We start from the raw sequence: 24,814 nt of genomic DNA, 5'->3' as shown, positions 1-24,814 counted from the left end.
ACTGGAACTGTCGGTCCGCTCGGCCAACTGCCTCAAGAACGACAACATCATCTATATCGGCGATCTGGTCCAGAAGACCGAAGCCGAGATGCTGCGCACTCCCAATTTCGGCCGCAAGTCGCTGAACGAAATCAAGGAAGTGCTGTCGTCCATGGGCCTGCGTCTGGGCATGGACATTCCCGGCTGGCCGCCGGAAAATATCGAGGAAATGGCCAAGAAGCTCGAACAGGAGCTGCTGGGCTGATCCTCGCCTCCCCCTCGTGGGAGGATGCCGGGCTGGGGGCGGTGGCCCGTCAAATCACCGCCTGGTCTGGGCTACCTCATACGGGCCCTTAACGAACGAAGGAAAGACATATGCGTCACAAGATTGGTCATCGTAAGCTTCAGCGCAGTTCCGGTCACCGCACCGCCCTGCTCCGCAACCTTGCCGCCTCGCTCATCAAGCATGAGCAGATCCTGACCGGCACGGCCAAGGCGAAGGAACTGCGTCCTTATGTCGAAAAGCTGATCACTCTCGCCAAGAAGGGCGGCCTGTCTAACCGTCGCCTCGCCCAGTCGCGCCTTCAGGACGACGTGCAGCTTGCCAAGCTGTTCGAAGTTCTGGCCGAGCGTTACAAGGATCGCAACGGCGGCTACACCCGCATCATCAAGGCCGGTTTCCGCGCATCGGACGCCGCTCCGGTGGCTGTCATCGAACTGGTCGACCGCGACGTCGATGCGAAGGGCCAGGATTCCGGTCCGGTCCAGAACGCGGACGAGGACGAACTGGAAGCCGCTTGATCGCTTCGGTTCCGCTCCGGCGGAACGTCACTTTACCGACAGGCCGCGGCTCATTAGAGCAGCGGCCTGTTGCTTTATGGAAGATATGGGAAAGAGGATGCTGGCCGCGCTGATCGCCGCACTGTTGCTGGCAGGATCGCCGGCACTGGCCGAACCGGACGCCCCCGCCATTTCCGCCGCCGCTCGCACCCGCGACGCCATTCGCTATCCGGTTGCCAAGCGGCTCGACCTTGTCGAGGATCATTTCGGCACGAAAGTCACCGACCCCTATCGCTGGCTGGAAAACGACCTCCGCTCCGATCCTGCGGTCGCCGATTGGGTAACGCAGGAAAATATCCTTACACGCCGATATCTGGACACCCTCCCCGGGCGCGACGCGCTCAAGGCCCGGATGCAGGCGCTGTTTTCCCATGGCCGCTACACCGTGCCGCGCAAGGCGGGCGGGCGCTATTTCTACGGCTATAACAAGGGCCTTCAGAACCAGACGCCGCTCTATGTGCGCGAGGGGCTGGCCGCCCCTGAACGACTGTTGCTCGACCCCAACAACTGGTCGAAAGACGGGACTGTCGCGCTGGCAGAATGGACCCCGTCCCCCGATGGCCGCTACCTCGCCTATGCGGTGCAGGAAGCGGGCAGCGACTGGCGCACATTGCATCTGCTCGACGTCGCGACGGGCAAGCCTCTCGACGACACGCTGCGCTGGATCAAATTTTCCCAGACTGCGTGGGACGGTCGCGGTGAGGGATTTTTCTACTCCCGCTTTCCGCAACCGCAGGACGGCGAGGCTTTCCGATCGACCAGTGACGGACAGCAACTCTTCTACCACCGGATCGGTACCGATCAGGCGCAGGATCGGTTGGTCTATGCCACGCCCGACCGACCCGAACTCGGTCATCTGGCACAGGTGACGGCAGACGGACAATGGCTGGTCATCACATCCTTTCAGGGCATGGCTCCCGGTCGGGAAATCCGGGTTGCGGCCCTGACAGGGGGCCCGGTCACACCACGGCCTCTTGTGCGCAACATGAAAAACGATTGGCGGCTGATCGGCAGCAAGGGCACGATGCTCTATTTCGTTACCGACAAGGACGCCCCGCATTTCCGCCTCGTCACCTTCGACGCTGCGAACCCGGGCCACCGTGCGAAGCTGCTGATGCCCGAACGGCCCGAAACGCTGGCGGGTGGGTCGCTCGTCGGCAATCGGCTTATCCTTGCCTATATGTACGATGGGCAAACGGTGGCCGAACTCGTCGAACTGGATGGGCAGAAGGTGGGCGATGTGCCTCTTCCGGGCTATGGCACGGCGGCGGGGTTCGGTGGGCGTGAGGGAGATCCCGAAACCTTTTTCAGCTTCTCCGGTTTCGTGACCCCGGCAAGCATCTATCGCTTCGACACCGCGACCCGGCAACTGGCGCTCTTCGCCCAACCGGACCTTCCTTTTGACCCGAACGATTATGGGGTGGAGCAGCGCACCTATCCCTCGAAGGACGGGACGCCCATCCCTATCACCATATTGCGCAAGAAGCGTCTGGCCGATCATGCCATCGCCGCGCCCACGATCCTCTACGGCTATGGCGGCTTCAACATCAGCCTAACGCCCGGCTATTCGGCCACACGCATGGCGTGGCTGGAACAGGGCGGCGCCTATGCGATCGCCAATCTGCGCGGCGGCGGCGAATTCGGCAAGGCATGGTACGAAGCCGGGCGCGGCACCAACAAACAGAATGTGTTCGACGATTTCATCGCGGGCGCGGAATGGCTGAAGGCGAACGGTTACACGCCGCAAGACGGCCTTGCGATAGAGGGGCGTTCGAACGGCGGCCTGTTGGTCGGTGCGGTCGTCAACCAGCGTCCCGACCTGTTCGCGGCGGCTCTACCGGCGGTCGGCGTAATGGACATGCTGCGCTTCAACCGCTTCACCGCCGGTCGCTACTGGATCGACGATTATGGCTCGCCCGATGATGCCAGGGATTTCCCGCTGCTCTACAGCTATTCCCCCTATCATAACATATTGGGCGGCCGGGATTACCCCGCCATCCTCGTGTCGACGGCGGATACCGACGACCGCGTCGTCCCCGCGCACAGCTTCAAATATGCCGCAGCGCTCCAGGCGGTCGATCTTGGCGCGCGCCCGCACCTGTTGCGCGTCGATACGCGCACGGGCCATGGCACCGGCAAGCCTGTGGACAAGCTGATCGACGAATATGCCGACAGCTATGCCTTCGCAGCCCGATTCACCGGCCTCACGCTGAAAGCACGGCCCGACTGATGCGGTGAGCGCCAAATCATGTGACCGCCCTTCCCAACCGCGTCGCGTGCGGATAGCTCCGATCCATGTCCGTCATCTCGTCCTCGCGCCGCAAGGCGGCTATCGCCTTCATTCTGGTGACGGCGCTGCTCGACGTCATGTCGATGGGGATCGTTATCCCGGTGCTGCCGCGCCTCATCGAGACATTATCGGGATCGGATGCTGCGGCGGGTCTTTGGAACGGGTTGTTCGTGGCGCTTTGGGCGGGGATGCAGTTTGTCTGTTCGCCAGTCATCGGCTCCCTTTCCGATCGGTTCGGGCGTCGGCCCGTCATCCTGCTGTCCGTGGCGGGTCTCGCGCTCGACTATGTGTTGATGGCACTTGCGCCCAGCCTCTGGTGGTTGGCGCTGGGGCGGCTGCTGGCGGGCGTCACATCCTCCAGCTTCACGTCGGCCTTCGCCTATATGGCCGACATCACCCCGCCCGACCGGCGGGCACGCGGCTACGGCCTGATCGGCGCGGCCTTCAGCGCCGGCTTCGTCGCCGGGCCGCTGATCGGTGGCGTGCTGGGCGAAATGTCGCTGCGCGCGCCCTTCTGGGCGGCAGCGGCCTTATCGGCTCTTGCCTTCGTCTACGGCTTCGCCGTGCTGCCCGAATCGCTCGCCGCCGACAAGCGCATGGCATTCAGCTGGCGGCGCGCCAATCCCTTCGGCGCGCTGAAACTGCTGCGCTCCCACCCGGAGCTTTCCAGCCTCGCGGTTGTCAATTTCCTCCTATATTTCGCGCACCACCTCTTTTCGGCTGTCTTCGTTCTCTATGCCGGTGACCGCTATGGCTGGGGAGCGTGGCAGGTGGGGACGCTGCTCGCCCTCGTCGGCCTGCTCGACATGGGGGTGCAAGGCGTGATGGTCGGCCCCGTGGCCAAGCGGCTCGGCGACCGCACGACCATGGTTATCGGCCTGTCCTTCGGGGCTTTGGGCGTCGCGGCCATGGGTCTTGCGCCAACCGGCTGGCTGTTCGTCGCCGCGATGCTGCCCAACGCGCTCTGGGGCCTTGCCATGCCGACGATCCAGTCGCTGATGACGCTGCGCGTATCCGAAAGCGAACAGGGGCAGCTTCAGGGGGCGAACAACAGTGTCGGCTCCATCGCGGGAATTGTGTCTCCGCTGTTCTTCGGCGCGGTCTATTCGCTGTCGGTCGGCCCGGCTCCCCGGCTGCCCTTCATAGGCAGCGCGTTCCTGATGGCGGCGCTGGTGCTGGCCGGGGCGGCGCTGCTCGGCTGGGCAGCAGGACGCGGGCGGGACGCTGCGCTGGACAAGGGCGCGACGGGCTACTAACCGGGCGCAAATTCCTTCCCTCTCCAGCCAAAGGCGATCCGATGACGCTGCCCCTTCAGGATAACATCCTCATCGTGGATTTCGGCAGCCAGGTGACGCAGCTCATCGCTCGCCGCGTGCGCGAATCGGGAGTCTATTCCGAAATCGCTCCCTTCAATGCAGCAGCCGAAGCCTTCGAACGCCTCAAGCCCAAGGGCGTGATCCTTTCAGGCGGCCCGGCATCGGTCATGTGGGACGACAGCCCGCGCGCGCCGCAGGGCATTTTCGAAGCGGGCATTCCGATCCTTGGCATCTGCTACGGCCAGCAAACGATGATGCAGCAGCTGGGCGGCAAGGTCGAGGGTGGCGAGAGCGGCGAATTCGGCCGCGCCTTCATCGAAGTGAAGAAGCGCTGCGCCCTGTTCGACGGTTTGTGGACCGAGGGGGAAAGGCATCAGGTCTGGATGAGCCACGGCGACAAGGTCACGCAACTGGCGCCCGGCTTCGAAGTCGTCGCTGTCAGCGAAGGCGCGCCCTACGCCATCACCGCGAACGAGGAAAAGCGCTTCTACGCCACGCAATTCCATCCCGAAGTCGTCCACACGCCGGACGGCGCGAAATTGCTCGCCAATTTCGTGCGTCATGTCTGCGGCCTAGCGGGCGACTGGACGATGGCAGAGTTCCGGGCAACCAAGATCGCGGAAATCCGCGAACAGGTCGGCGAAGGGCGCGTCATCTGCGGTCTTTCCGGCGGCGTCGATTCGGCGGTCGCGGCCGTTTTGATTCATGAGGCCATCGGAGATCAGCTGACCTGCGTTTTCGTCGACCATGGCCTGATGCGGCTCGGCGAAGCGGAACAGGTCGTCAGCCTTTTCCGCGAGCATTATGGCATCAAGCTCGTCCATGTGAACGCGGAGGATCGTTTCCTGGGTGGCCTCGCGGGTCTCACCGACCCTGAAAAGAAGCGCAAGTTCATCGGCGGCGAATTCATCGCCGTGTTCGAAGAGGAAGCGGCAAAGATCGGCGGCGCGGATTTCTTGGCGCAGGGAACGCTCTATCCCGACGTCATCGAAAGCGTCAGCTTCACCGGCGGGCCTTCGGTCACGATCAAGTCGCACCATAATGTCGGCGGCCTGCCAGAACGCATGAACATGAAGCTGGTCGAACCGCTGCGCGAACTGTTCAAGGACGAAGTGCGCGTGCTGGGCAAGGAACTGGGCCTCCCCGACATCTTCGTGGGCCGCCACCCCTTCCCCGGTCCGGGTCTCGCCATCCGCATCCCAGGCGAAGTCACCAAGGAGCGCTGCGACATCCTGCGCAAGGCGGACGCCATCTATCTGGAAGAGATCCGTAACGCAGGGCTTTACGACGCGATCTGGCAGGCGTTCGCGGTGCTGCTGCCCGTGCGCACCGTCGGCGTCATGGGGGATCACCGCACCTACGACAGCGTTTGCGCCGTCCGCGCCGTCACCTCGACCGACGGCATGACCGCCGACATCTACCCCTTCGACGCCGCATTCCTAAGCCGTGTCGCTACCCGGATCATCAACGAGGTAAAGGGCATCAATCGCGTCGTCTACGACTACACGTCGAAGCCCCCAGGCACGATCGAGTGGGAATAATTTTTGCCCATCCGGGCGTATCCAAACTCACGCTGCAATACGACATAAGACAATGAAAATGCTGAAAAAATCTCTCTGAGACTTACGGCGTCTATCGCCGGGTTAGCCTCCCGTTTGACGGTATGGCTGGCGGTATGGCGCGTCTTGTCTCAACCGAAAAACGCATATACCGTCAGGGGCAAGAGAGCTTCTGACGGTATATTTTTTGGCATAAATACTTGTAAATTCTGAATAAAAGCTATGTCAGGCGGCCCAGTTTTGGCCTGACGGTATAATTGGGTGCTCTCCTGCATTTTTTGACCGATCTGGAGGGTGCAGATGCTGACCGACACCGCCATCAAGGCACTGAAACCAAAAGATAAATTATACAAGATTGTGGATCGTGACGGTATGTACGTCGTGGTCCAACCTTCGGGTTCAATCGTGTTCCGCTTGGACTACCGGCTCAACGGCCGTCGGGAGACCTTGACGTTGGGTCGTTATGGCCCGGCGGGTCTGTCTCTGGCCCGGGCGCGTGAGAAGCTGATTGATGCCAAGCGCGCGATTTCCGAGGGTCGCTCGCCGGCGCAGGAAAAGCAGCGCGAGAAGCGGAGGATCAAGGAAGCCAAGAGCTTCGGCCAGTTCGGTGAGCGCTGGCTTCAGGAAGCGAGGATGGCGGACAGTACACGCGCGATGCGGCGGTCGATCTTCGAGCGCGACATCCTCCCGGCGTTTCGCAATCGACTGCTAACCGAGATCCTGCCGGAGGATCTGCGCGGGTTGTGCGCGAAGGTAAAGGAACGCGGGGCGCCGGCAACAGCGGTCCACGTCAGAGACATTGTGAAGTTGGTTTTCGCCTTCGCCATCCTGCACGGGGAGAAGGTCGCCAACCCGGCCGACGAGGTTGGCCCATCGTCGATCGCGACCTTCGTGCCGAAGGACAGGTCGCTATCTCCCGCGGAGATCCGCATCATGCTCGGACAGCTTGAGCATGTCCCGACGCTGCCGACGATCCGTCTCGGGATAAAGCTGATTCTGCTCTCGATGGTGCGAAAGAGCGAATTGCAGGATGCAGTCTGGGACGAGGTCGATTTTGAGAACGCCGTCTGGTCGATTCCCAAGGAGCGAATGAAGCGCTCGAAAGCGCACAACGTCTATCTATCGCAGCAAATGCTCGACATCTTCATCGCTCTCAAGACCTGCGCCGGTAACTCGAAATACGTCCTGCCGTCGCGCTACGACGCTGACGCGCCGATGTCGCGGGCCACGTTCAATCGGGTCACGACGGCGGTGGTGGTGCGGGCCAAGAAGGAAGGAATGCCGCTGGAGTCCTTTACGGTTCACGATCTCCGGCGCACCGGCTCGACTCTGCTGAACGAACTGGGCTTCAACAGCGACTGGATCGAGAAGTGCTTGGCGCACGAGGATGGCCGATCCTCACGGGGCATCTACAACAAGGCGGAATATGAGCATCAGCGCCGGCACATGATCCAGGAATGGTCCAACATCGTGGACGCTTGGGTCGTGGGGGAGAAATACACGCCGACCCTTTATCCGCCGACAATGGACCTGCTTACGCCCGAGCCGGATGTTTGATGGGGCGGGTCTTGCGAAGCTGGACATCGGGCATGGGTGCGCGTTTCACGGTTTTCGCGCGCGAGGCGCGGCGGCGCTCCTCGAGCCAGGCTTCGACTTCGGCGAGGTCCCAGACCACGCAGCGAGACGTAAGATAGAAGCGCTGCGGAAATTCACCGCGCTGCTCCATGTCGTAGATGGTCGTGTCGGCCAACGGGACGATTTGCCGAAGCTCATGGCGCCGGATGGTCCGTGTCACGGCGGGAGGTTCGTGTGATTTCATCAGAGGACTCCGTCAGCCATTGGGTTCAACGGATAGAAGTCGATAGACGACGTTGAAAGAAAGCCCGGATTGAGGGGCGTAGAACGGTATCGCGCTCTGGCGTGCATATCGGATAAGGCGCGGCCCTCGCCGCGCCCAGCCAGACCTCCAATCGGTTCATTTGGCTGATCGTCGATACCGGCCCTTCCGGCGTGAGCCGACGTAGCATATGAGACCAGCCACCTTGAGCGCGGCGATGTCCCGACGCGCGGTTTTCAGACTAACCGCCCACATTGCCACAATATCCCGTGCGTCACTTCGACCTGCCGCGACTCGGTCGAGAAACCAGTGCTGCCGCTCGTTGAGTTCGGCCCGATCAGGGACATTTATAGGGTCGCGTTCAGGGACACGTTCAGGGACATTTTTCCGCGCGCCCGTTGCCGATCGTCCCCCTGCGGCTTCCCCGGCAGCATAGGCTTCGCGCGCTCTGACCAGGGAAATGCGATCCACTGGCCCGGTCAGCGGGATGGCTGCCGGCCCATCAATCAGGCCGAGAACGAAGGCCCTGATGACTGGGGACGAGACCACCAGCCGCAGGAAATAGACGCTGTCTGGCCCGTGCTGGCCTGAGAGCCAGTGCTTGACGGTTCGCTCGCTTGCGTCCGTCTGGCGCATGAGCTGCTTAATCGCGCGGCGACTGTCGCCATGCTCTTTGCGTAGCAGCTCAGCGATGGTCCGCGCATAGACTTCGCGTCCGCCAAGAACACCTGTCCATAGGGGTAATTTCCTGCCCGTTTTCGGCAACATCTTCCGTTTTCTCCGCAGCTAAACTGTTCCCGTGCGGAGTGACGGCAGAGGCCCGTCATGCGCTGCGGCGGTAGGTCGCCCGGGCCGCCGCAGGCAAGTTCGTGAGGCGTAATGTGATGAGCCGGAGAGACTACGATAATGATCGGTCAGAGCAGCCCGAACGTCCTCTTCGGGCTGCCGAATACGTCCGCATGTCGACAGATCATCAGAAGTATTCGACGGAAAACCAAGCCGACGCGATCAAGCACTATGCCGAGGCGCGCGGAATCGAGATCGTCTGTACCTACGCCGACGAAGGAAAGAGCGGGCTCAGCGTCGATGGTCGTGATGCGTTCAAGCGGCTGATCGCGGACATCGTGGAAGGCCGCGCCGACTTTGAGATGATCCTCGTCTACGACGTGAGCCGCTGGGGGCGCTTCCAGGACACCGACGAAAGCGCCTACTACGAATATATCTGCAAGCGCGCCGGCGTTCGTGTCCAATACTGCGCCGAACAGTTCGAGAATGACGGAAGCCCGATCGCGGCCATCATCAAGGGCGTGAAGAGCGCCATGGCCGGGGAATATAGCCGTGAGCTTTCCGTCAAGGTTTTCGCCGGCCAGGGGCGCCTGATCGAGAAAGGGTATCGTCAGGGAGGCCCGGCGGGTTTTGGACTACGGCGAACGCTCATCGATGAGCACGGCGCTATCAAGGGGTGTCTTGAACGCGGCGAGCAGAAGAGTCTCCAGACTGACCGCGTGATTCTGACACTCGGCCCGGCCGAGGAAGTCGATCTGGTTCGCGAAATCTACCGGGCGTTCGTCCATCAAGGGTATAGCGAGAGCGAGATCGCGGCCGATCTCAACAGGCGGGGTATTTCCACCGACCTTGGGCGACCCTGGACCAGGGGAACCGTCCACCAGATTCTCATCAACGAGAAATATGTCGGCGACAACGTATGGAACCGCCGCTCTTTCAAGCTGAAGAAGAAGCGCGTCCGGAACGATCCCGGTATGTGGATCAGGGCGCAGGATGCGTTTGCGGCCGTCATCGAACGCGAACTGTTCGAGGCGGCCAGGACCATCATCGGTGTGCGCTCCTTCCGGCTGAGCGACGAAGAGATGCTGCAATCTCTGAGGGCGCTTTATCAGCAAAAAGGTTTGCTCTCCGGCATCGTCATCGACGAATCCGATGGGATGCCGTCCAGCAGCGCCTACAGCTCCCGCTTTGGCAGCCTGCTTCGCGCCTACGGTCTCGTGGGCTTCACGCCGGATCGCGATTACCGCTACGTTGAAATCAACCGCGAACTGCGAAAGCTCCATCCCGGTATTCTTCGTGAGGTGCTCGATGGATTGCGGGCAACGGGCAGCGATGCCTGGCAGGATCTCGAGGCCGACCGGATAGTCGTCAACGGTGAGTTCAGCGTCTCGTTGGTGATCGCGCGGTGCATCGAGACGCCGACCGGGCTCCTTCGGTGGAACCTGCACTTCGATACCTCGCTCGCGCCCGACATCACGATTGTCGCGCGGATGGATAGAGCCAATCGCGCGCCGTTCGACTTCTATCTGTTCCCCCGCATTGACATGCTCTCCGAAAAGCTGCGGCTAGGAGAGGAGAATGCGCTCGCGCTCGATGCCTACCGCTTCGACGACCTTGAGCTTCTCTATGACATCGCCGCGCCTGTTCCTCTTGGGGAGGCCGCCTGATGCCTGCTGTTCGACCGAACAAGATCGAAATGATCCCTATCTCCCGGATCACGGTTCTGAACCCTCGCGCACGCAACAAGCGCCAGCATCGGGAGATCGTGAACAACATCGAAGCCATCGGCTTGAAGAGGCCGATCACGGTGAGCCGCCGCGATGGCGCAGGCGGGCCGAGATATGATCTCGTCTGTGGTGAGGGCCGGTTGGAAGCCTTCCAGATGCTTGGTCAGACCGAGATTCCGGCCGTGGTGATCGAGGCCAGCGAAAGCGAGTGCCTCGTCATGAGCCTGGTCGAGAATATCGCCCGGCGCACGCCGCGGCCCATCGATCTCATGAAGGAGATCGGCGCGCTACGATCTCGCGGTTACAACGACGCTGCCATCGCGGAGAAGATCGGTGTCGGGGCATCCTGGGTGAACATGATCGCGTCGCTACTCGAGCGTGGCGAGGAACGGCTGGTGTCCGCCGTAGAGACCGGGCTCATTCCGATCACCTTGGCAATGGAGATTTCCAAAGCCGAAACGGAAGAGGCGCAGAACCTGCTCCTCGACGCTTACGAGACCGGCAAGCTTCGGGGCAAGAAACTCGCCGCGGTTCGACGTCTGCTGGAAATGCGGATGCGCAGCCAGCGCAAGGGTGGATTGCCTGTCGGGCGGTTGGGCCGAAAAGGCACCGGCGTCCGTCGGATGACGGCCGCCGATCTCATGCAGGTCTATCAGCGGGAGGCGGAAAAGCAGCGTCTGCTGGTCAAGAAGTCGGACTTCACGCAAACCCGGCTGCTGTTCGTCGTCGAGGCGCTGAAGGATCTGCTCGGCAATGACGGTTTCATCAATCTGTTGAGGGCGGAGGGGCTGGCGACCATGCCACGCGCGCTCAAGGTCCGTGTGTCGGGAGACGATCATGACTGAAGAACCGAAGGATCGGGATGACGGCCGTATCCATTTGGGCTTCGATCGCGATTTTCTGACGATCCCCGTAGCGGCGATCGTTCCGCTGAAGACGTTGCCGCCCGGCGCCAGGGAGAGCCGATCCTATTCGCAGGTGCTGAGTTCGATCAAAGCGATCGGCCTGATCGAAGCGCCCGTCGTCATGGCAGACGAAAAGAATGCCGGAACCTGGTTTCTCCTCGATGGTCATCTGCGGCTTGAGGCGCTCAAGGAACTCGAGATCTCTGAGGTCGAGTGCCTGCTTGCAGCTGACGACGACACCTACACCTACAACAAGCGCGTCAATCGCATCCCGCCGATCCAGGAGCATCGGATGATCGTGCGGGCAATGGACCGGGGCGTGTCATCGACCGACATTGCCACCGCATTGAACCTTCAGGTTGAGTCCGTGCTGCGGCGTTTCCGGCTCCTGGAAGGGATCAGCCCCGAGGCGGCCGAGATGCTGAAGGATACGCCCTGTTCGATGAAGGTGTTCGACATCCTGCGCCAGATGACATCGGTCAGGCAGATCGAAGCCGCAGATCTGATGATCGGCCAGAACAATTTCACGGTCATGTTTGCGCGTGCGCTGCGTGCGGCGACGTCCGAGAACCAACTCGCCGCCACCCGCAAAGGAAAAGGGGGAGGCAAGCCAACGCCCTCGGGCCAGCAGATCGCCCGCATGGAACGCGAGTTGGCGGCGCTCCAGACCCAGGTGAAGTCGGTCGAGGAAACCTACGGCATCGACAATCTGCATCTGACCGTCGCCCGCGGCTATGTCGCCAAGCTGCTGGCGAACAACCGGGTGGTTCGCTGGCTGGCGACCCATCAACAGGACTATCTCAGCGAGTTTCAGAAGATCGCCGAGATCGACAGGCTCGGTCCGATCGCGGAAACGCCGGGCGCCTGAGTCAGATATGGGGACCCGGACCCGATAAGCGCGGGGACCATGGGAGAAGCCGCACCGTGGGGCGGATCAAGCATGGTGGTGGGAATGGCGGCGAACCCGCATGAAGCCCACCAGGCTGGCCGACATATAGCCAGCCGCATGAGGCCTGCTTGGCTCTCATGAACAAGACGGGCGGGCGTGTCGGCGGGCAGGCCGACACGCCCGCCATTTGTGGCAAGCAGTCACGCCTGCGGCGATTCAGGCTGGGTGGATGATCTTCGTTTCGATCAAGGCATGCAGGTGGTCCCGCAAGCGAGACGGGATATGGCCGCCAACGACGAGGACGCCCGCTTCCATATTCTTTTCAAGCGCATGGCCGGTCAGATTCGCGCTCGTCACGAAGGCCGTTACGTCGTCGGCAACGGCGACCTTCGCGTGAACCCGGCCGTTCGTGAAGGGATCCGGGCGATCTGTCCAAGCATACAATTTTGCTGCTGGAACGGCGCTTCTCATCGTCGCGACCGGATTGATGAGCAGGCTACCGCCCTGGGTCACGGCAGCCTCAACGAGAATCCTTACCTCCACCCCTCGAAGGGTCGCTGCGTTGACCGCAGCTATGACCGAGGGGATGTCATAGGCAACGAAGCTCACGATGAAGAGTTCTTTCGTGGCCTGCTGGATGACGTCCAGAAGTACCTGTTCTGTACGGCGCGGCGCAACGAATGGTGTCGTCGGCCCGGTCCAGACCAATTCGACGGCGCAGTCTCGTTGCGTGCGTTCCCGCGCATAGGCCGCGCCCATCAGCATCCCGGCGACGAGTTCCCCTGATGACTTCGTTGTCCGCCAAGCGTCGGTAAGGGAGGCCATAGCTGCCCGTGCCGCCGGCGTGCCGACGACTTGCTGAAGGTCTTGCTCTCGCCCCGGTGGCAGACCGTCGCGTAGCCGCGACGCTATCGCTTCGATTTTCGACGGCGGCAGCAAAGTCACGAGTTCGGTCACGGCATCCAGGAGCGCTTCCATCAGCTCCCCCGGAAGAACGCAGCGTTTGAATTCTCGAGTGTCGGAACCACCAACGCACGGTCCAAATGCCGATTGCCCCGTTCGCATGAGGTTTCCGACACGAAGGAGCAAGCATGGCAAGCCGCTCCATGCAGCGATTGATCTTTACTGGGGTCGTGTTCGGAGCACAGGGGGTCGGAGGCGCAGACATGCGCTCGATCCAACGCCTGACGAAGCAGCCTTCCGAGATTTTCGGGCTTGCCCAATTCGACCAGTCCCCCGAGCGTTCCATCGGAATCGGCGGCTGCCGTGTAGATCAGGAAGCCAGCCTGGTCCTTCGCGCCATCCACCTCCGCGTATATGCGTTCCCGGATGCTGGCGGCATTGTATCCACATTCGAGGGCCAACTCCCTGACCAGCATGTGCGCCAGGGTATGGAGCATGACGTAGCGCGCTCCGGGATAACCCTCTCGCGGATCGAGATTCCGCTTTTGGCGCCATCCGTGATGGCCGACACGCAAACGTGCATCGACCTCTTTGACTGCATCCTCATCGGCCCAGGCTTTCAGAGCTTCGGTGTCGAAGCGGATGAAGATGCCTTCGCCGTGAACCTGCGTCGCCGGGACCCAATCGGAAGCCGAACGCCCCAACGGAGCGCGAGGTGCCGCATCGTCACCCGATCCCTCATCTGGGGACTCGACGCGGGTGAAACCGAGCAATGCGTTTACCTCGCGCAGCCGCTCCAGCAGCAGGACGCGCGTGATCGCGGCTTCGAAGCCTTTCGGAATCCCGACCTTTTTGCTCATGAAGTGCGGGTAGTCGGTCGGCGGATCGTCGGCCGTCAGGACTTGCCATTCCGGCTCCTTGAGGTCGCTCGGGCCGATGTCCGCGCCTCCGTTCCGGTGGGCTTCGACGGCGGCCCAAATTTGTTCGCTGGTGAACTGCTCGATGCCGGGGAGCTGAGCCGTTTTCTTCAGCGTCTTGACTACGAAGCCAACTTCATCAGCCGAGGAAACATCCTCGAAGAAGGTCCAACCATCGCCGACGAGCTGCACCAAGGGGCTGCCCGTTTGAGGTATGGCGAGGACCGACAACGTGACCGGGAACCAGCCGTTGGTCGCGCCGAGCAGGATCGCCCGCGGATCTTCGGAGCAGTCGTCATCAAAACGGTCGATATGGGGATGCCGTCCACGACATGCAGGCAGGTTGTCTCTGCCGGCCTGACCGAAGGCTTGGGCCATGTTCTTCGAGGCGCCGCAAGCATCGCATTTGACCCAGAGATTCTCGGTTTGCAGCGATGCGCCGCTCTCGAAGAATCTCAGCGTCCCACGGCAATCGGATGGGCCGCCATGGACGAACCAATGCCACGAGAAATCATCGAGGTGCCCAGCACGGCAGGCCATCAGGAAGCGAGCCGGCACGGCGTCGGCGTCTCGGGCTTTCTGATCGTTGTTCGATCCGCGACATCCCTCATGGACGAAGCGCGTCAATTCCGGTCGGTAGCGGTTTTCTTTCAGCTTGAACAAGCCGGCGTCGAATGGCGACAACAGCCCACATTTCACGCAACGCAGCCATCGGGGAAACGGCTTCACCGGAACGCCGATCAGCGCCGCGGGTGAGAACGGATCGACGACATCGCGGTCGCCGAGCGGTGGCATACGCAGCGATTCCACTTGGGGACCGAGAACGCTTCGGACGTTCGCCAGCAGCCGGGCCTCCTGGATGGGCTGGCATCTGTCCCTTTCCCAACGGTCGATCCCCATGGTGACTACCGAGAGATTGGGCAGGTCGATCAGAGCGCCGGGGCCGTAAGTCCACAGAAGCTGGCTCGGACGGATTTCACCAACGGGCGTCTTGCTCATGCGTCGCCCCCATCGGCCGGAGCGACGCGGGCTCGCCAGGTCGGATCACTCGTCGAGCGCGAGTCTTCCATCACCAGCCTCACGCCGGGCTCTACCTCTCGCATCGACATCGGGACGGTCCAATCCGTCCAGGGCTTCACGCCCGGAGTTTCCAGAAGAGGGTATGCCGTCGGGCCGGCCCCATATTTCTGATAGACGAGTGTGCGACCTCCGAGGCTCGCCTCCTTCGCCCAATCGTCGGCGCGATGCTTCAGTTCCTGTTCGGTCAGCGCCTTCTTTGCTGAGTCTTCCGTGACCTCCCAGGTTCGTTCCGACACGACGCGGATCGTCGCCGTCATCTCTGGTCGGCTCGGACTGTTCATCGCACCCGCACCCATATTCGGTGCGAAAGGATCGTAGCTGTTCCGCATGATCGACAGCATCGCGCCCGTGAGGCCGCGATCCAGCGCCCGCGGGGAGAACGGCGTCACGGATTGAGCCTCGACATGCTGATAGAAGGTCGCGTGGTAGTGCTCGAACGTCTCGTAGTGGGAAAGGTCGCGCGGCCGCGCCCAGGTGAGCACAGTGGCGACCAGGCCAGGCGGCGAGCGGCCGACGCGGCTGGTCGCCTGGATATACTCCGCCGTTCCTTTCGGCTGGCCATTGACGACCATCACACCGAGACGGTTCACGTCCACACCGACCGACAGCATGTTGGTGGCCAGAACGACGTCGATCGGACGCGGATCGCCGGGAGCCCGGTTCTCGGCCCATTCGCCCGTCTTGGGATCAAGCGCCCCATTGAACGGTATTTCGAGTTGATCGAGATAGCGCGGGATGTCCTGGCTGGAGACGCGGGAGGTAAGTTCCCGAACGTCATCGACGCGACGTTGTGACAGCCCCGGACGATCGACCAAGCTCATGTTCACACGGAAGGAACGCGTCTGCACGTCGTCCTCGGCGAGACGCTTCATCCCGCCCAACTCGCGCAGCGAATTGAAATAGCCGACGAGCGTCATGTAGGGATCGGCGACCGGGCCGAAGCGATCGAAGAGGGCTTGTGCGGCGGTGAGGAAGGCCGTGTAGGTTCGGATCAGAACGGCGGGCCGGGAACTGCCGGGCGCGCAGATGCCCATGTAGCGGCGTCCGGGCTTCTCGCCGATGGGGCGCTGAACCGAAAAGAAATTGTCCTCCACGTCGAGGCCGGTGGGTGGAAAGACCGAGATCCGCCGCATGAATACGTTGCGCACTTGATCTTCGGCACGCCGAACGGTAGCGGTCGAAGCCACGACTTTCGGCCGGACCTTCGTGTCGCCGAGAGGCCAGGAACTCAGCTCGTCGACTGCGCTTTCATAGAGACCGACCATCGTGCCGAGCGGCCCGCTGATGAGGTGAAACTCGTCCTGGATGATGAGATCGGGAGGCCGGACAGCGGCGCGCATAGGCTTCACTCTCGCGGCGGGATGAGCACCCCGCGCGCGATGCCCAGTGCCGCAGTCGTGCCCCGGCCATAGCAAGCCGTGACGCTCGCATTCTTCATCGACCCGGCCGAAAAGGGTTCGCACCTCCGGCCGCCAGGCCATCATGGCGAATTTGTCGACGGTGGCGATCATCATGGTCGGCGGACGATGATAGATTTCCTCGTCGACCACTTTTACGGGCAGGCCGCGATGCGGGCGGCCGCTGGAGCCGGCCCGAGAAAATTCGCAGGCGCCGAGTTTGTCGCTGCAATGGATGAGGGTTCGGCCGGCTATCCGGTCGACCTCGATGTCGCGGCCCGCAGCGATTTCGGAACCGCACCAGGGGCAGCTCGTCAATTGCGCCGGCGAAGCGATACCAGACTTGTTGCGGTCGCCGTTGCGCAGCGCTTCAATCGCCTGGTGGGCGTCATCGGTTCGCCCCGGCGTCACCTGATTACCGACCCATAGCCCTAGAGAGAACGGTTCCTTGCCCCACAGCTTCTCGTCGGCGAGGCGGATCACCTCCATCGCGCACAAGAGAGCTGTAGCGCGCTGGAACTGTTGCAGGGTCAGCAGGCGCAGCGTGTATCGCATGATGACGGCCAGGCCGCGAGACGCATCAAGGCCGCCAAGATCAACTTTCAAGCGGCGCATCGCCATGGCGAAGGCGGCCACGCCCAGATAGGCTTCGGTCTTGCCGCCGCCGGTCGGGAACCAGAGGAGATCGGCGAAGGCTTCCGCAGGCTTCGTCCGGTCGGGGTGCGCCGGATCGGCGAGGGACGGCACCGACAGCAGGAGGAAGGCCAACTGGAACGGACGCCAGGACCGATTCTTCGGGATGTCGAGTTGCACGAGGTCGGCCGTCTCACCGCGCCTGCGTTTGAGAGCATAGAGGCTCCGCACACGCTGGAGCGCCATCGACTTGTTGGCGAAGCGGAACGCCGATAGCGCCGCAGGGTCGGAAAAGAGCGTGTCCATACCCTCGCGCAGGCGGCGCAGGGTCTCTTCGCAGCGGGCGATCACGTCCTTCCCTGGTTCGTCGAAGCCCGTGATCTCGGCTGTCAGCCGCGTCCTCTGTTCTCCGATCCACACTGCATAGTCATCGACCAGACACGACAAGGCCTCACGCAGTTGATGCGGCTCCATCTCTGCGAGGCGGCCCATGTCGAGCCATCCCTCATCAACCATCCGGCGCATGGCCGGGCGGTCGTCCGGGTCGAGGCCCGGCGTTTCTGTGACGCCGACCTCATAGCTTGGGATGATTTCCGTGCGCAGGTGCGAAGCCTTCGCGGCGTCGCCCGGCGTCGTATCGGCATGGACGGAGACACCGTGGCCCACGGCAAACTCCAGCCGGTTACGATAGATCAGGGCGAGGCGATCGCGTTCCGGGTCATCGACGATGATTTCGTTGGAGGGCCGCCGCCTGAAGATCGATGGATCTGCGGCGCTTTCCGGCGCGACCACCGAGATTTCCGGCTGGAACAGCCACGCGCGGTCCTTGTTATCGTCGGGCTCCAGTTGGCCGTTCACGAGGAACAGGGTGACGAGGCGCTCCCCTTGGGCGTTCGTGCGGATCGTCCCTTGGAGCCGGACTTCGGGCTGGTCACGGTCCGGCGTCGCCGGCCGCATCGGCCCATCTTTCAACGGCAGGGGAACCACACCGCCGCAGGGGATCCGTCGCCACACCCTGACCTTCGTTTCCTCTTCCCGGCCGGTCGCCCGGTTTCGACGGGTCTTGACGACGTCGTGCTCGTCGCCCGGGACGCGCTCATAGCGGCCCCACCGGACCTCAGCGTCCAGCGCTTCCACGCCCGGCGCGACGCAGAAGGTGAGTCCCATGCTCGACGGCACGAGCGACTGATTGTTCGTGGTGTCGATTTCGTCGAGGGCGTCGTCCTCCGGCTCCACGCGACCGGAGACGCTGGCGAACTCGGCGCCGGGTTCGTGGATGGGCGCCGCCCGTTCGTCCTCGACGTCGCGGATTTCGTCGGCACCGGCCGCCGGCTCGACGGCGACGGTATCGGTGTCGTTCGGCCGTCGAGGCGCGAGCTTGCCGACCAGATAGCGGTCACGGACGCTCATGTCCTTGATGAGTTCGTGCGGCCCGCCGGCCGGGCCGAGAAGGTCGTCGCGGACGGCTATTTCGAGAAGATCGCGCACATAGGCGACGTTCTGGATCAGCGGAACATCGGCGATCGAAATCCCGTCGCTACCGAAAATGCTTATCAGGTCTTCCGGCCGGAGGCGTGCGATCGGGCCGGTAGGCAACGTCAACGCCAGGCCGGACACCGTTCCCGACGTGCGGAACCTATGCACATAGTCGAAATAGATCGTCGTGCTGTCTAGGTCGCCGCGGATGCGCAAAACCCGCCCGGCCCGTGTCAACGTGCCATCGGCTTCGGCCGCGACGATCCAATGCCCTTCATCGACCGCCGAATAAGCCGAACGCTCGCCGCTCAATCGAGCTATGCACGGGCCGAGCCAAATCGGTTCCTTGGCAAGCCAACTCTGCACGTCTGGATCAGTAGTCAAGGTCATGCGTCGCCCCCAAATAAATCTCTACAGCTCGACGCGCGAGAAGTGCGGATAGATGCGATAGAATTTCCTGAAGACCGTGACGGGATCTTCGCCCATGTCGGATTTTGGTAGTTTGAAGGCCATCTTCGCCGCAACTTCGTCAGTCGACTCCATCGTCAATCGCTCCAGCGTCGAAAGGGCGGGCATATCAAGGCGGTGGGGGGCATCCGGCGTGCAATTGAATTCCCACCCCTTCACGAGGTCTGCAACAGCGGCATCATCAGCAGCGCAAACTACGAGCGCCGCCGTCACCATTGCCTGACCGTCTTTATAGTGCGTGGCCAGTGCCCACACGATATGCCGATCGAGGAAGTTGAGCGCCTCTTTTTCGACCGCCAATTTGAGAACGCGGAGCACGCTAAAGCCGAAGTGCTTCTGCGTCATACCCTCAGCGGACAAACCGCTCGGGAAGAGCTGCCCAACCCGCTCCTTGAAACGAGCAAGTCGCCATTCCTGTACGGTTGGCTTTTCTTTGCGATCGCCCGAGGCCGCACCGTCGATCTCGACAGAGACTTCATTGGCATCCGGCTTCCCGAGGGACTCCGGGTTCGCGTTGAGCGTCACCCGAAGTACGCTCCCGATGGGAACACTGCCGATCGTCCGCGCGAAGCGTTCGATCTGCGTGGTGATACCCTTCGGCTCGGTATAATCGAACCATATGATCGCCGGCGTCTCGAAATCGATTCCGTCCAAGTAATCTTCAAGTGTCTCATGGACGCATTCGATCGACGCGACTGGACGATTGAAGAGCTGACGCTTGTGGACTTCCTCCTCGGTCTCCACGCAGGTCATCCGCGCGAGGCCGAGCCGAGCATGGACCAGCCTGAAATCTTCGAGAAATGGGCCGCCAAGGCCGACATAATGGTATTTCTCCAGCGCCAATGCGGGAGCCAACCGCATCAGCAGCGAGAGGAATAATTCCCGGTCGACGGCCTTGTTGGGCCTCAGCCGGTAGGGAAGCGAAGATCCGGCGCTCATATCTCAGCCGTCCTGCTTCTTGGCCCTGGCGAGCGTCAGCTCGAAGCATTTCTCGCCGACAATCCCCGGCTTCTCGTCGTCGGTGTCGTACAGCATCTTCGAGACTAGCCGGATTTCCTCGATCGGTCGCGAGAACACGATCTTCCGCGACGAGGGGGTCTTGCCCGGAGGTTCGGGCAGAACCTTTGCCTTTTGCGGATTGAACTCGATCTGGCTGTCGCTCTTTTTTATGTCACTTCGCAGAGCAACGGCCGCAATGGTCTTACCCAACGACAAGGGTTTTGCATCTTCCCAGTAGTCCGACTGGTCAGCGCGCGGATGGTTCTTCCACTGGTTGGTGTAGGAAATCCAGACCCGCATACCCTCCTTCATCTTCACCAGAGACTCGAGCCAGACGTTCGACGACGTGTCGAGCGCGCGTTTGGTCGTCGTCACCGGCAACTTGTCCGCGCGCTTGGAGCGGAACTCGATGATGCCGGTGATGATTGCGAACTGCGGGTGGTAGAGGGGAATGCCGTCACCCCAGCCGGTGAGGCGGCTCTTGTCGCCGACGATTACCGCGCGATCGTTGCAAAGGACCGTCCAGCCAGCGGTCGCTGACGAGCGATCACGCTCGAAGCCGGAATCGTCCTCATCGTCGTTGCCGAGAGTGCGCCCAGTGTTCAAGCCGACCGTGATCGAGACCAGCACGTCGTCGATGGTCTTCTGAAAAACGAACGGCGCTGGACCATCGGCGCGATCCGAAACGAGCACTTCGACGAGTACCGGCTCAACGGGCTTGCCGTTGAGTTCGACCTTCAGGCCCCACTGAAGGAACATCGTAAAATGTTCAGCGATGGCCGTACGGACTTCGTTCTCGAATGCCTCGTTGGCGAAGTGCCGGGAGACGCCTTCGTATAATTCGTCGACGCGGATCACCGTGCCGGGCTCTGCGAGTTTCTCGTTCGCTTCCGTCGGCTCGTTGATCGGTAGTGGGTCCCATCCCTTGGCTTCAAGCCAGGCAGAGGTGATGGGCACCTCGAAGGTGTCGTTGCCATAGCGGGTGCGCACCAGCGCTTCGCGTCCCATCTTGAAGATGGCGCGCTTCATGCCGACGCCATACATGCCGATCGTCTCGGTGTCGGAGTCACGGTCGTCGTCGGGCTCGCGGCCCATCTTGAAGGCGTAGTTCTTGGCGACCTCGCGTGGGATGCCGCCGCAATTGTCTTCGATCGAGAAGTGATCGGCGGCGAGTTCGATCTTCACGAAATGCTGCGCGTAGTCGACGTTGTCGCCGTCCGCGAGCCGGAGCGCACCATCGAGACAGTTGTCGAGGAGGTCGAGGATTGCGTCGGCGAGATTGATGTCGCGCGTCAGCATCGACACGAAGAACCGTTTGGTCGGGCTGGCCTGCGCTTGATCGTTGGTGGGTTTCGTCATCGGCTGGCCTCAATATGTTACTGGTTCAGAGGGACGGGCGCGGGCCGATGTCTCATCTGTTCCGGCATCTTCAAAAAGCAATCCAGCGTCTGAAGATGATCGACGTCTGCCCCTCCCGGATTTTGGGCGTTCTTTACCAGCGCCGGAAACTGGCACCGTCGCTTCATAGAGCTGGCGATTCAGCTCAATGAGCTTGGCAAGCACGAGATCGCGCGTTTGCTCATCCAGACCGTGATGGCTGGAGCTTGCATCTCCATCATCGGTATCATCTTGAAAGCCATGAGCGAGGTCCAGATCACTCCAGCCGTAGGCATCCGCCACGCCGGCGTCGATGCGTTCGAGAAGATTGCGCATCGCGACGATTTCAACGTCTTGGGAAGCAGATGAATGAACGGCGTTCATCGCGTCCGTCATGCCAGCCGAGTTTCGACGGCTCCATGAAACGAGAGTGTCCTGAAAATCTCTGGCTGCGGCGATGGCATCTTCAGGCACATCCCCTTTTGGGAATGGGAACGTCCCAAGCGCTTCACTGACGGAGAGTGTCAGCGTATTGTTGTCCCCTCCGAGGCTGCGAACAGAATAATTGCGCAGCCAAATTTGGAACATGGAACTCAAGCATATCGGGTGGACGTTTTCGTTGGCCTTTTCCACGAGCACGACTTTGTTCGTGTATATCCACTCCGTTGGCGCCAGAACGCAGATCGGATACTTTGCGGCCTTCGCAAACGCTATGAACTGGGGGCGGGCACGAAGCTGACGCATTTGCGCAGCGCGATGGTTCCAGAACTGCCACCACCGATCGACGAGACCCTTGTAACTTTTAAGGTCTTTCGTGGTTCGTGTGGGCAATACGATTTCGATGAGAAACCGATAGGCGATCGGCCACTCGCTCTCGATCGTTTCCAGCGGCAGGTCGGCGATGTCGAGAGCCCAACGCTCAACGCGAGTGAGTGAAGTGCTCGTGATGTCGTTGCCGGTAATGTAGGGGCGCAGCAGAGAGCCGGTTTCAGAGCGAAGGCGATCGAACCAGGGATGTTCCTCGGCGAGGACGAACGCTAACCCCTTGCTATTATCGACCCCAGCAAAGGCGAACAGGGTGTCGGTGAGCGCCTTCGGTTCCCATCCTCCGCCGATCTCGGGTTGGAGTCGGGGACCGATTTTCTCACATGCAATGCCATCGCAGTTCCGAAGCCCGATCCATCCTCCCTTCCGAAAACACGCCATGGCGATCACGGTGGAGGCCGCCCCTGGCCACGGCATACCCTTGCGGGAGAAGTAGAAGTCTCCTTCGGCGGCTATACGTTCCAGCCCAACGGAAACAGCGCTGCCTTCGGCGATGTTGTTCGCCGCCAACAATCCATAGGTTCCACCATGTCTCAGAAGCGTGGCCGCCCGACGATGGAAGACGACCGAGAGGTCGATCTTTCCGGGCGCCACCTCCAAGATCATCTGCACGACACGCTGGTAGGCAGCTCCGTAGGTTCCCTTCCACAATCTATTGCCAAGGAACGGCGGATTCCCGACGAAAGCGTCGAAACCACCATCGGCGCGGAGGAAAACCTCGGGAAATTCCAGCGGCCAATGAAAAGGACGTCCACGCTGTTCGGCGACAAAGTCACTCATGAGGTCGGACTGGGCCTGCGCCGCAAGAGACCGGCAAGCGTCGGCCCCACCATCTGAAGCTCGGTCGGCCGCCGTGGAGAGGGCAGCGAGACGCTTTTCCAAGTCTCCGCCATTTCCGGTCGCGATTACGAGGCCGATGAAGGCGTCCGCGACTAGCTCCGACGTCGCAAGCGTTGCACTCGATTGAGCGTCGAGCGCTGCCATAGCCTCGACATCGCCGATGTCGCGGATGGGGATCGAACGAAGCTGGCTGCGAAGCGCGAGCGCCTTGTCGACGGCCGACCGGATCGTCCGGCCGAAAAGGCGAAGCTGCGCCTTGCCCTTTGGCTTCATTTCCAGCTCAATGAGTTGGCCGAGATCGTGGATGCCGAGCAGGCTATCGCCGCTGCGCAGGTTGTGATCCAGGAAGCCGAAAGGTCGCCCTTTGGCGAGCGTCGTCAGCCATAGCGACAGCTTGGCGAGTTCGACCGCGAGCGGGTTTTTGTCGACGCCGTATAGGCAGCGTTCGGCGATCAGGCGGCGCGCGAGGATGGCGCGCTCCTCGGTGTCGCGCGACAGCGGCTCGAAACCGGCCGTGTCATCCACAGGACGGATGCGGCCTTCGTCGTCGATCCGCCCGCCCGCCGCTTCCATGTTGGACCAGGCTTCGACAAGTCGGTCGGCGAGCCAGCGGCAAGCCTGCACGAGGAACGCGCCCGATCCCATCGCGGGATCGCAGACCTTGAGGTCGAGGAGTTCGTCGGCGCTCTTGAGCTTCCAATCCTCGCGCGCCGCGCCTTCGGCCGGACCGCGATAGACGATCGGCGTCAGCGTTTCTTCGACGATCTTCTCGGTCAGGCTCTTGGGTGTGTAGTGTGTCCCGCTCTCGCGCCGGTCGGCGCCGAGGACGACGACGAAAGCGCCGGCGTGATGGACCAGAGGGTATCCCCACGGGTCCGTCCGCAAGAGTTCGGCAAAGGGTAGGATGCGGTCGCGCAGGGCCACATCACCACGGCAGACGGTGAGTAACCGTGCCGCCACGCGCTCGTCCGGTTCCCGGCCGATGGCGTTGCGAATGGCGGGCTCGGAACGCTCGCTCCGCTCCTTCAGGAGATCGACGATCCTGGCGGCGCCGTCGAGGCGTGCGGACTCGATCTCACCGAGCGCGACGCGCGCATTCTTGGCCTTGGCCGATCCGTCGAGTTCGAGCGTCACGTCATCAATGCGCTGGACCGTGCGTTCGAGGAGTCCCTCATAGACGTGACCGATCTGTTCAACGTCGAGCGCGCGGTAGGACAGCGTGCGGCCCTCGAAGGTCTGGATCGCTTCCAGCAGGAGCAAGACCGTCCGGTCGTCGATCGGCAGGGGCTCGGCGGGATCGCTCCGCCAGTTCGTGCCCCTCTTGCGGCCTTCGAGGAAAGGATAGCGATCCGGGTCGAAGAGCGAGCCGCCCATCGCCGGCAGTCGCAGCAGCGGATGGTCGATACCGCCATAGACGCCACGGAACAGGGCGAGCAGCCGCGACCATGCCGAGCGGCGGCGTTCGAGTATCTCCTCGGTGTCGGCGCGCAACTGCATCCGCAGGCTGGAGAGCGCGTAGAAGGCGTCGTAGCGGGGATCGCCGAGAAGGAGCAGGCCGCGCTCTTCCGCCGCCAGCAGGAAGACGAGCCGCATCATGACCGTGAGGCCGGCCTCGTAGAGTTCCTTAGGATCGACGTCGTGCAGCAGGTCCCGGTTGCGGTCCTGGTCGGCGCGGTCGAGGGATTGGACCAGCACTTCCACCGCGCGACGGACCTGTTCGCCGAGCGCGTCGGTCACGTCATCCTGATGCTTCAGCGACCGCTCGAACAGC

17 protein-coding genes are annotated in these 24,814 nt (G+C 62.1%); 9 read left to right on the top strand and 8 right to left on the bottom strand.

What is annotated here, in order from left to right:
* The 6 genes from DI606_RS07790 to DI606_RS07765 form a co-directional block, all read left to right on the top strand.
* Positions 1-244, top strand: a 244-nt coding sequence (locus tag DI606_RS07790; protein WP_293981211.1) for a DNA-directed RNA polymerase subunit alpha C-terminal domain-containing protein, incomplete at its 5' end; no start/stop codon positions are given.
* A gap of 110 nt (positions 245-354) precedes the next feature.
* Positions 355-780: a 50S ribosomal protein L17 gene (gene rplQ / locus DI606_RS07785; RefSeq protein ID WP_293981209.1), complete on the top strand. Its 426-nt coding sequence runs from the start codon at positions 355-357 to the stop codon at positions 778-780.
* A gap of 97 nt (positions 781-877) precedes the next feature.
* Positions 878-3,049, top strand: coding sequence for a prolyl oligopeptidase family serine peptidase (locus DI606_RS07780; RefSeq protein ID WP_293981207.1), 2,172 nt, complete (start codon positions 878-880; stop codon positions 3,047-3,049).
* Between the two features lie 65 nt (positions 3,050-3,114).
* Complete coding sequence (locus DI606_RS07775) at positions 3,115-4,365, top strand: TCR/Tet family MFS transporter (protein WP_293981205.1); 1,251 nt, start codon at positions 3,115-3,117, stop codon at positions 4,363-4,365.
* A gap of 41 nt (positions 4,366-4,406) precedes the next feature.
* Positions 4,407-5,966 (top strand): glutamine-hydrolyzing GMP synthase, encoded by a 1,560-nt coding sequence (gene guaA / locus DI606_RS07770; protein WP_293981203.1) that lies wholly within the window; start codon positions 4,407-4,409, stop codon positions 5,964-5,966.
* Positions 5,967-6,284: 318 nt separating this feature from the next.
* Positions 6,285-7,541, top strand: a complete 1,257-nt coding sequence (locus DI606_RS07765) for a tyrosine-type recombinase/integrase (RefSeq protein WP_160985201.1) — start codon at positions 6,285-6,287, stop codon at positions 7,539-7,541.
* Here the strand turns inward: DI606_RS07765 and DI606_RS07760 are convergent.
* Both DI606_RS07760 and DI606_RS07755 read right to left on the bottom strand, forming a co-directional pair.
* Positions 7,519-7,803, bottom strand: coding sequence for an AlpA family transcriptional regulator (locus DI606_RS07760; protein ID WP_160985200.1), 285 nt, complete (start codon positions 7,801-7,803; stop codon positions 7,519-7,521). The two genes, DI606_RS07765 and DI606_RS07760, sit on opposite strands and share 23 nt — an antisense overlap.
* 156 nt (positions 7,804-7,959) lie before the next feature.
* Positions 7,960-8,589, bottom strand: a complete 630-nt coding sequence (locus DI606_RS07755; RefSeq protein WP_160985199.1) for a hypothetical protein — start codon at positions 8,587-8,589, stop codon at positions 7,960-7,962.
* A 116-nt stretch (positions 8,590-8,705) separates the two neighbouring features.
* On the opposite strand from DI606_RS07755, the gene DI606_RS07750 reads away from it, so the two are divergent.
* Genes DI606_RS07750 through DI606_RS07740 form a run of 3 tightly spaced genes read left to right on the top strand, consistent with a single transcriptional unit; the run spans position 8,706 to position 12,107 of the window.
* The gene (locus DI606_RS07750) at positions 8,706-10,274 is read left to right on the top strand and encodes a recombinase family protein (protein ID WP_272916654.1); all 1,569 of its coding nucleotides are present in this window, start codon (positions 8,706-8,708) and stop codon (positions 10,272-10,274) included.
* Positions 10,274-11,179, top strand: a complete 906-nt coding sequence (locus DI606_RS07745; protein ID WP_160985198.1) for a plasmid partitioning protein RepB C-terminal domain-containing protein — start codon at positions 10,274-10,276, stop codon at positions 11,177-11,179. The genes DI606_RS07750 and DI606_RS07745 overlap by 1 nt, the downstream gene beginning before the upstream one ends.
* Positions 11,172-12,107, top strand: coding sequence for a plasmid partitioning protein RepB C-terminal domain-containing protein (locus DI606_RS07740; protein ID WP_160985197.1), 936 nt, complete (start codon positions 11,172-11,174; stop codon positions 12,105-12,107). The genes DI606_RS07745 and DI606_RS07740 overlap by 8 nt, the downstream gene beginning before the upstream one ends.
* Positions 12,108-12,344: 237 nt before the next feature.
* On the opposite strand, the gene drmC is transcribed toward DI606_RS07740, so the two are convergent.
* The 6 genes from drmC to DI606_RS07710 form a co-directional block, all read right to left on the bottom strand.
* Positions 12,345-13,106: a DISARM system phospholipase D-like protein DrmC gene (gene drmC, locus DI606_RS07735; protein WP_160985196.1), complete on the bottom strand. Its 762-nt coding sequence runs from the start codon at positions 13,104-13,106 to the stop codon at positions 12,345-12,347.
* Positions 13,106-14,947, bottom strand: coding sequence for a DUF1998 domain-containing protein (gene drmB, locus DI606_RS07730; RefSeq protein WP_160985195.1), 1,842 nt, complete (start codon positions 14,945-14,947; stop codon positions 13,106-13,108). Before drmB ends, drmC begins: the two co-directional genes overlap by 1 nt.
* Positions 14,944-18,846, bottom strand: a complete 3,903-nt coding sequence (gene drmA, locus DI606_RS07725) for a DISARM system helicase DrmA (RefSeq protein ID WP_293981180.1) — start codon at positions 18,844-18,846, stop codon at positions 14,944-14,946. The genes drmB and drmA overlap by 4 nt, the downstream gene beginning before the upstream one ends.
* Before the next feature lie 99 nt (positions 18,847-18,945).
* Entirely contained in the window at positions 18,946-19,941 is a 996-nt protein-coding gene (locus DI606_RS07720; protein ID WP_160985193.1) for an O-methyltransferase, read from the bottom strand.
* Between the two features lie 3 nt (positions 19,942-19,944).
* A complete protein-coding gene (locus DI606_RS07715; RefSeq protein ID WP_160985192.1) occupies positions 19,945-21,360 on the bottom strand; it encodes an ATP-binding protein in 1,416 nt (471 codons plus the stop codon).
* A 9-nt stretch (positions 21,361-21,369) separates the two neighbouring features.
* Positions 21,370-24,780 carry a hypothetical protein gene (locus DI606_RS07710; RefSeq protein ID WP_293981172.1) on the bottom strand — a complete coding sequence of 1,137 codons (3,411 nt, stop codon included), beginning with the start codon at positions 24,778-24,780 and terminating at the stop codon, positions 21,370-21,372.
* Positions 24,781-24,814 lie beyond the last annotated feature (34 nt).

Source organism: Sphingobium sp. (assembly GCF_003248505.1).
Lineage (GTDB): Bacteria > Pseudomonadota > Alphaproteobacteria > Sphingomonadales > Sphingomonadaceae > Sphingobium.
This window is presented reverse-complemented; position numbering and strand designations above follow the sequence as displayed.

What these genes read in the sequence shown, in the direction of transcription:
- DI606_RS07745 (WP_160985198.1), top strand. Translation starts at nt 10,274, where the DNA reads ATGCCTGCTGTTCGACCGAACAAGATCGAAATGATCCCTATCTCCCGG.
- DI606_RS07720 (WP_160985193.1), bottom strand. Translation starts at nt 19,941, where the DNA reads ATGAGCGCCGGATCTTCGCTTCCCTACCGGCTGAGGCCCAACAAGGCC.
- rplQ (WP_293981209.1), top strand. Translation starts at nt 355, where the DNA reads ATGCGTCACAAGATTGGTCATCGTAAGCTTCAGCGCAGTTCCGGTCAC.
- DI606_RS07775 (WP_293981205.1), top strand. Translation starts at nt 3,115, where the DNA reads ATGTCCGTCATCTCGTCCTCGCGCCGCAAGGCGGCTATCGCCTTCATT.
- drmC (WP_160985196.1), bottom strand. Translation starts at nt 13,106, where the DNA reads ATGGAAGCGCTCCTGGATGCCGTGACCGAACTCGTGACTTTGCTGCCG.
- DI606_RS07780 (WP_293981207.1), top strand. Translation starts at nt 878, where the DNA reads ATGCTGGCCGCGCTGATCGCCGCACTGTTGCTGGCAGGATCGCCGGCA.
- DI606_RS07715 (WP_160985192.1), bottom strand. Translation starts at nt 21,360, where the DNA reads ATGACGAAACCCACCAACGATCAAGCGCAGGCCAGCCCGACCAAACGG.
- DI606_RS07750 (WP_272916654.1), top strand. Translation starts at nt 8,706, where the DNA reads ATGAGCCGGAGAGACTACGATAATGATCGGTCAGAGCAGCCCGAACGT.
- DI606_RS07765 (WP_160985201.1), top strand. Translation starts at nt 6,285, where the DNA reads ATGCTGACCGACACCGCCATCAAGGCACTGAAACCAAAAGATAAATTA.
- drmB (WP_160985195.1), bottom strand. Translation starts at nt 14,947, where the DNA reads ATGAGCAAGACGCCCGTTGGTGAAATCCGTCCGAGCCAGCTTCTGTGG.
- DI606_RS07740 (WP_160985197.1), top strand. Translation starts at nt 11,172, where the DNA reads ATGACTGAAGAACCGAAGGATCGGGATGACGGCCGTATCCATTTGGGC.
- DI606_RS07760 (WP_160985200.1), bottom strand. Translation starts at nt 7,803, where the DNA reads ATGAAATCACACGAACCTCCCGCCGTGACACGGACCATCCGGCGCCAT.
- guaA (WP_293981203.1), top strand. Translation starts at nt 4,407, where the DNA reads ATGACGCTGCCCCTTCAGGATAACATCCTCATCGTGGATTTCGGCAGC.
- DI606_RS07755 (WP_160985199.1), bottom strand. Translation starts at nt 8,589, where the DNA reads ATGTTGCCGAAAACGGGCAGGAAATTACCCCTATGGACAGGTGTTCTT.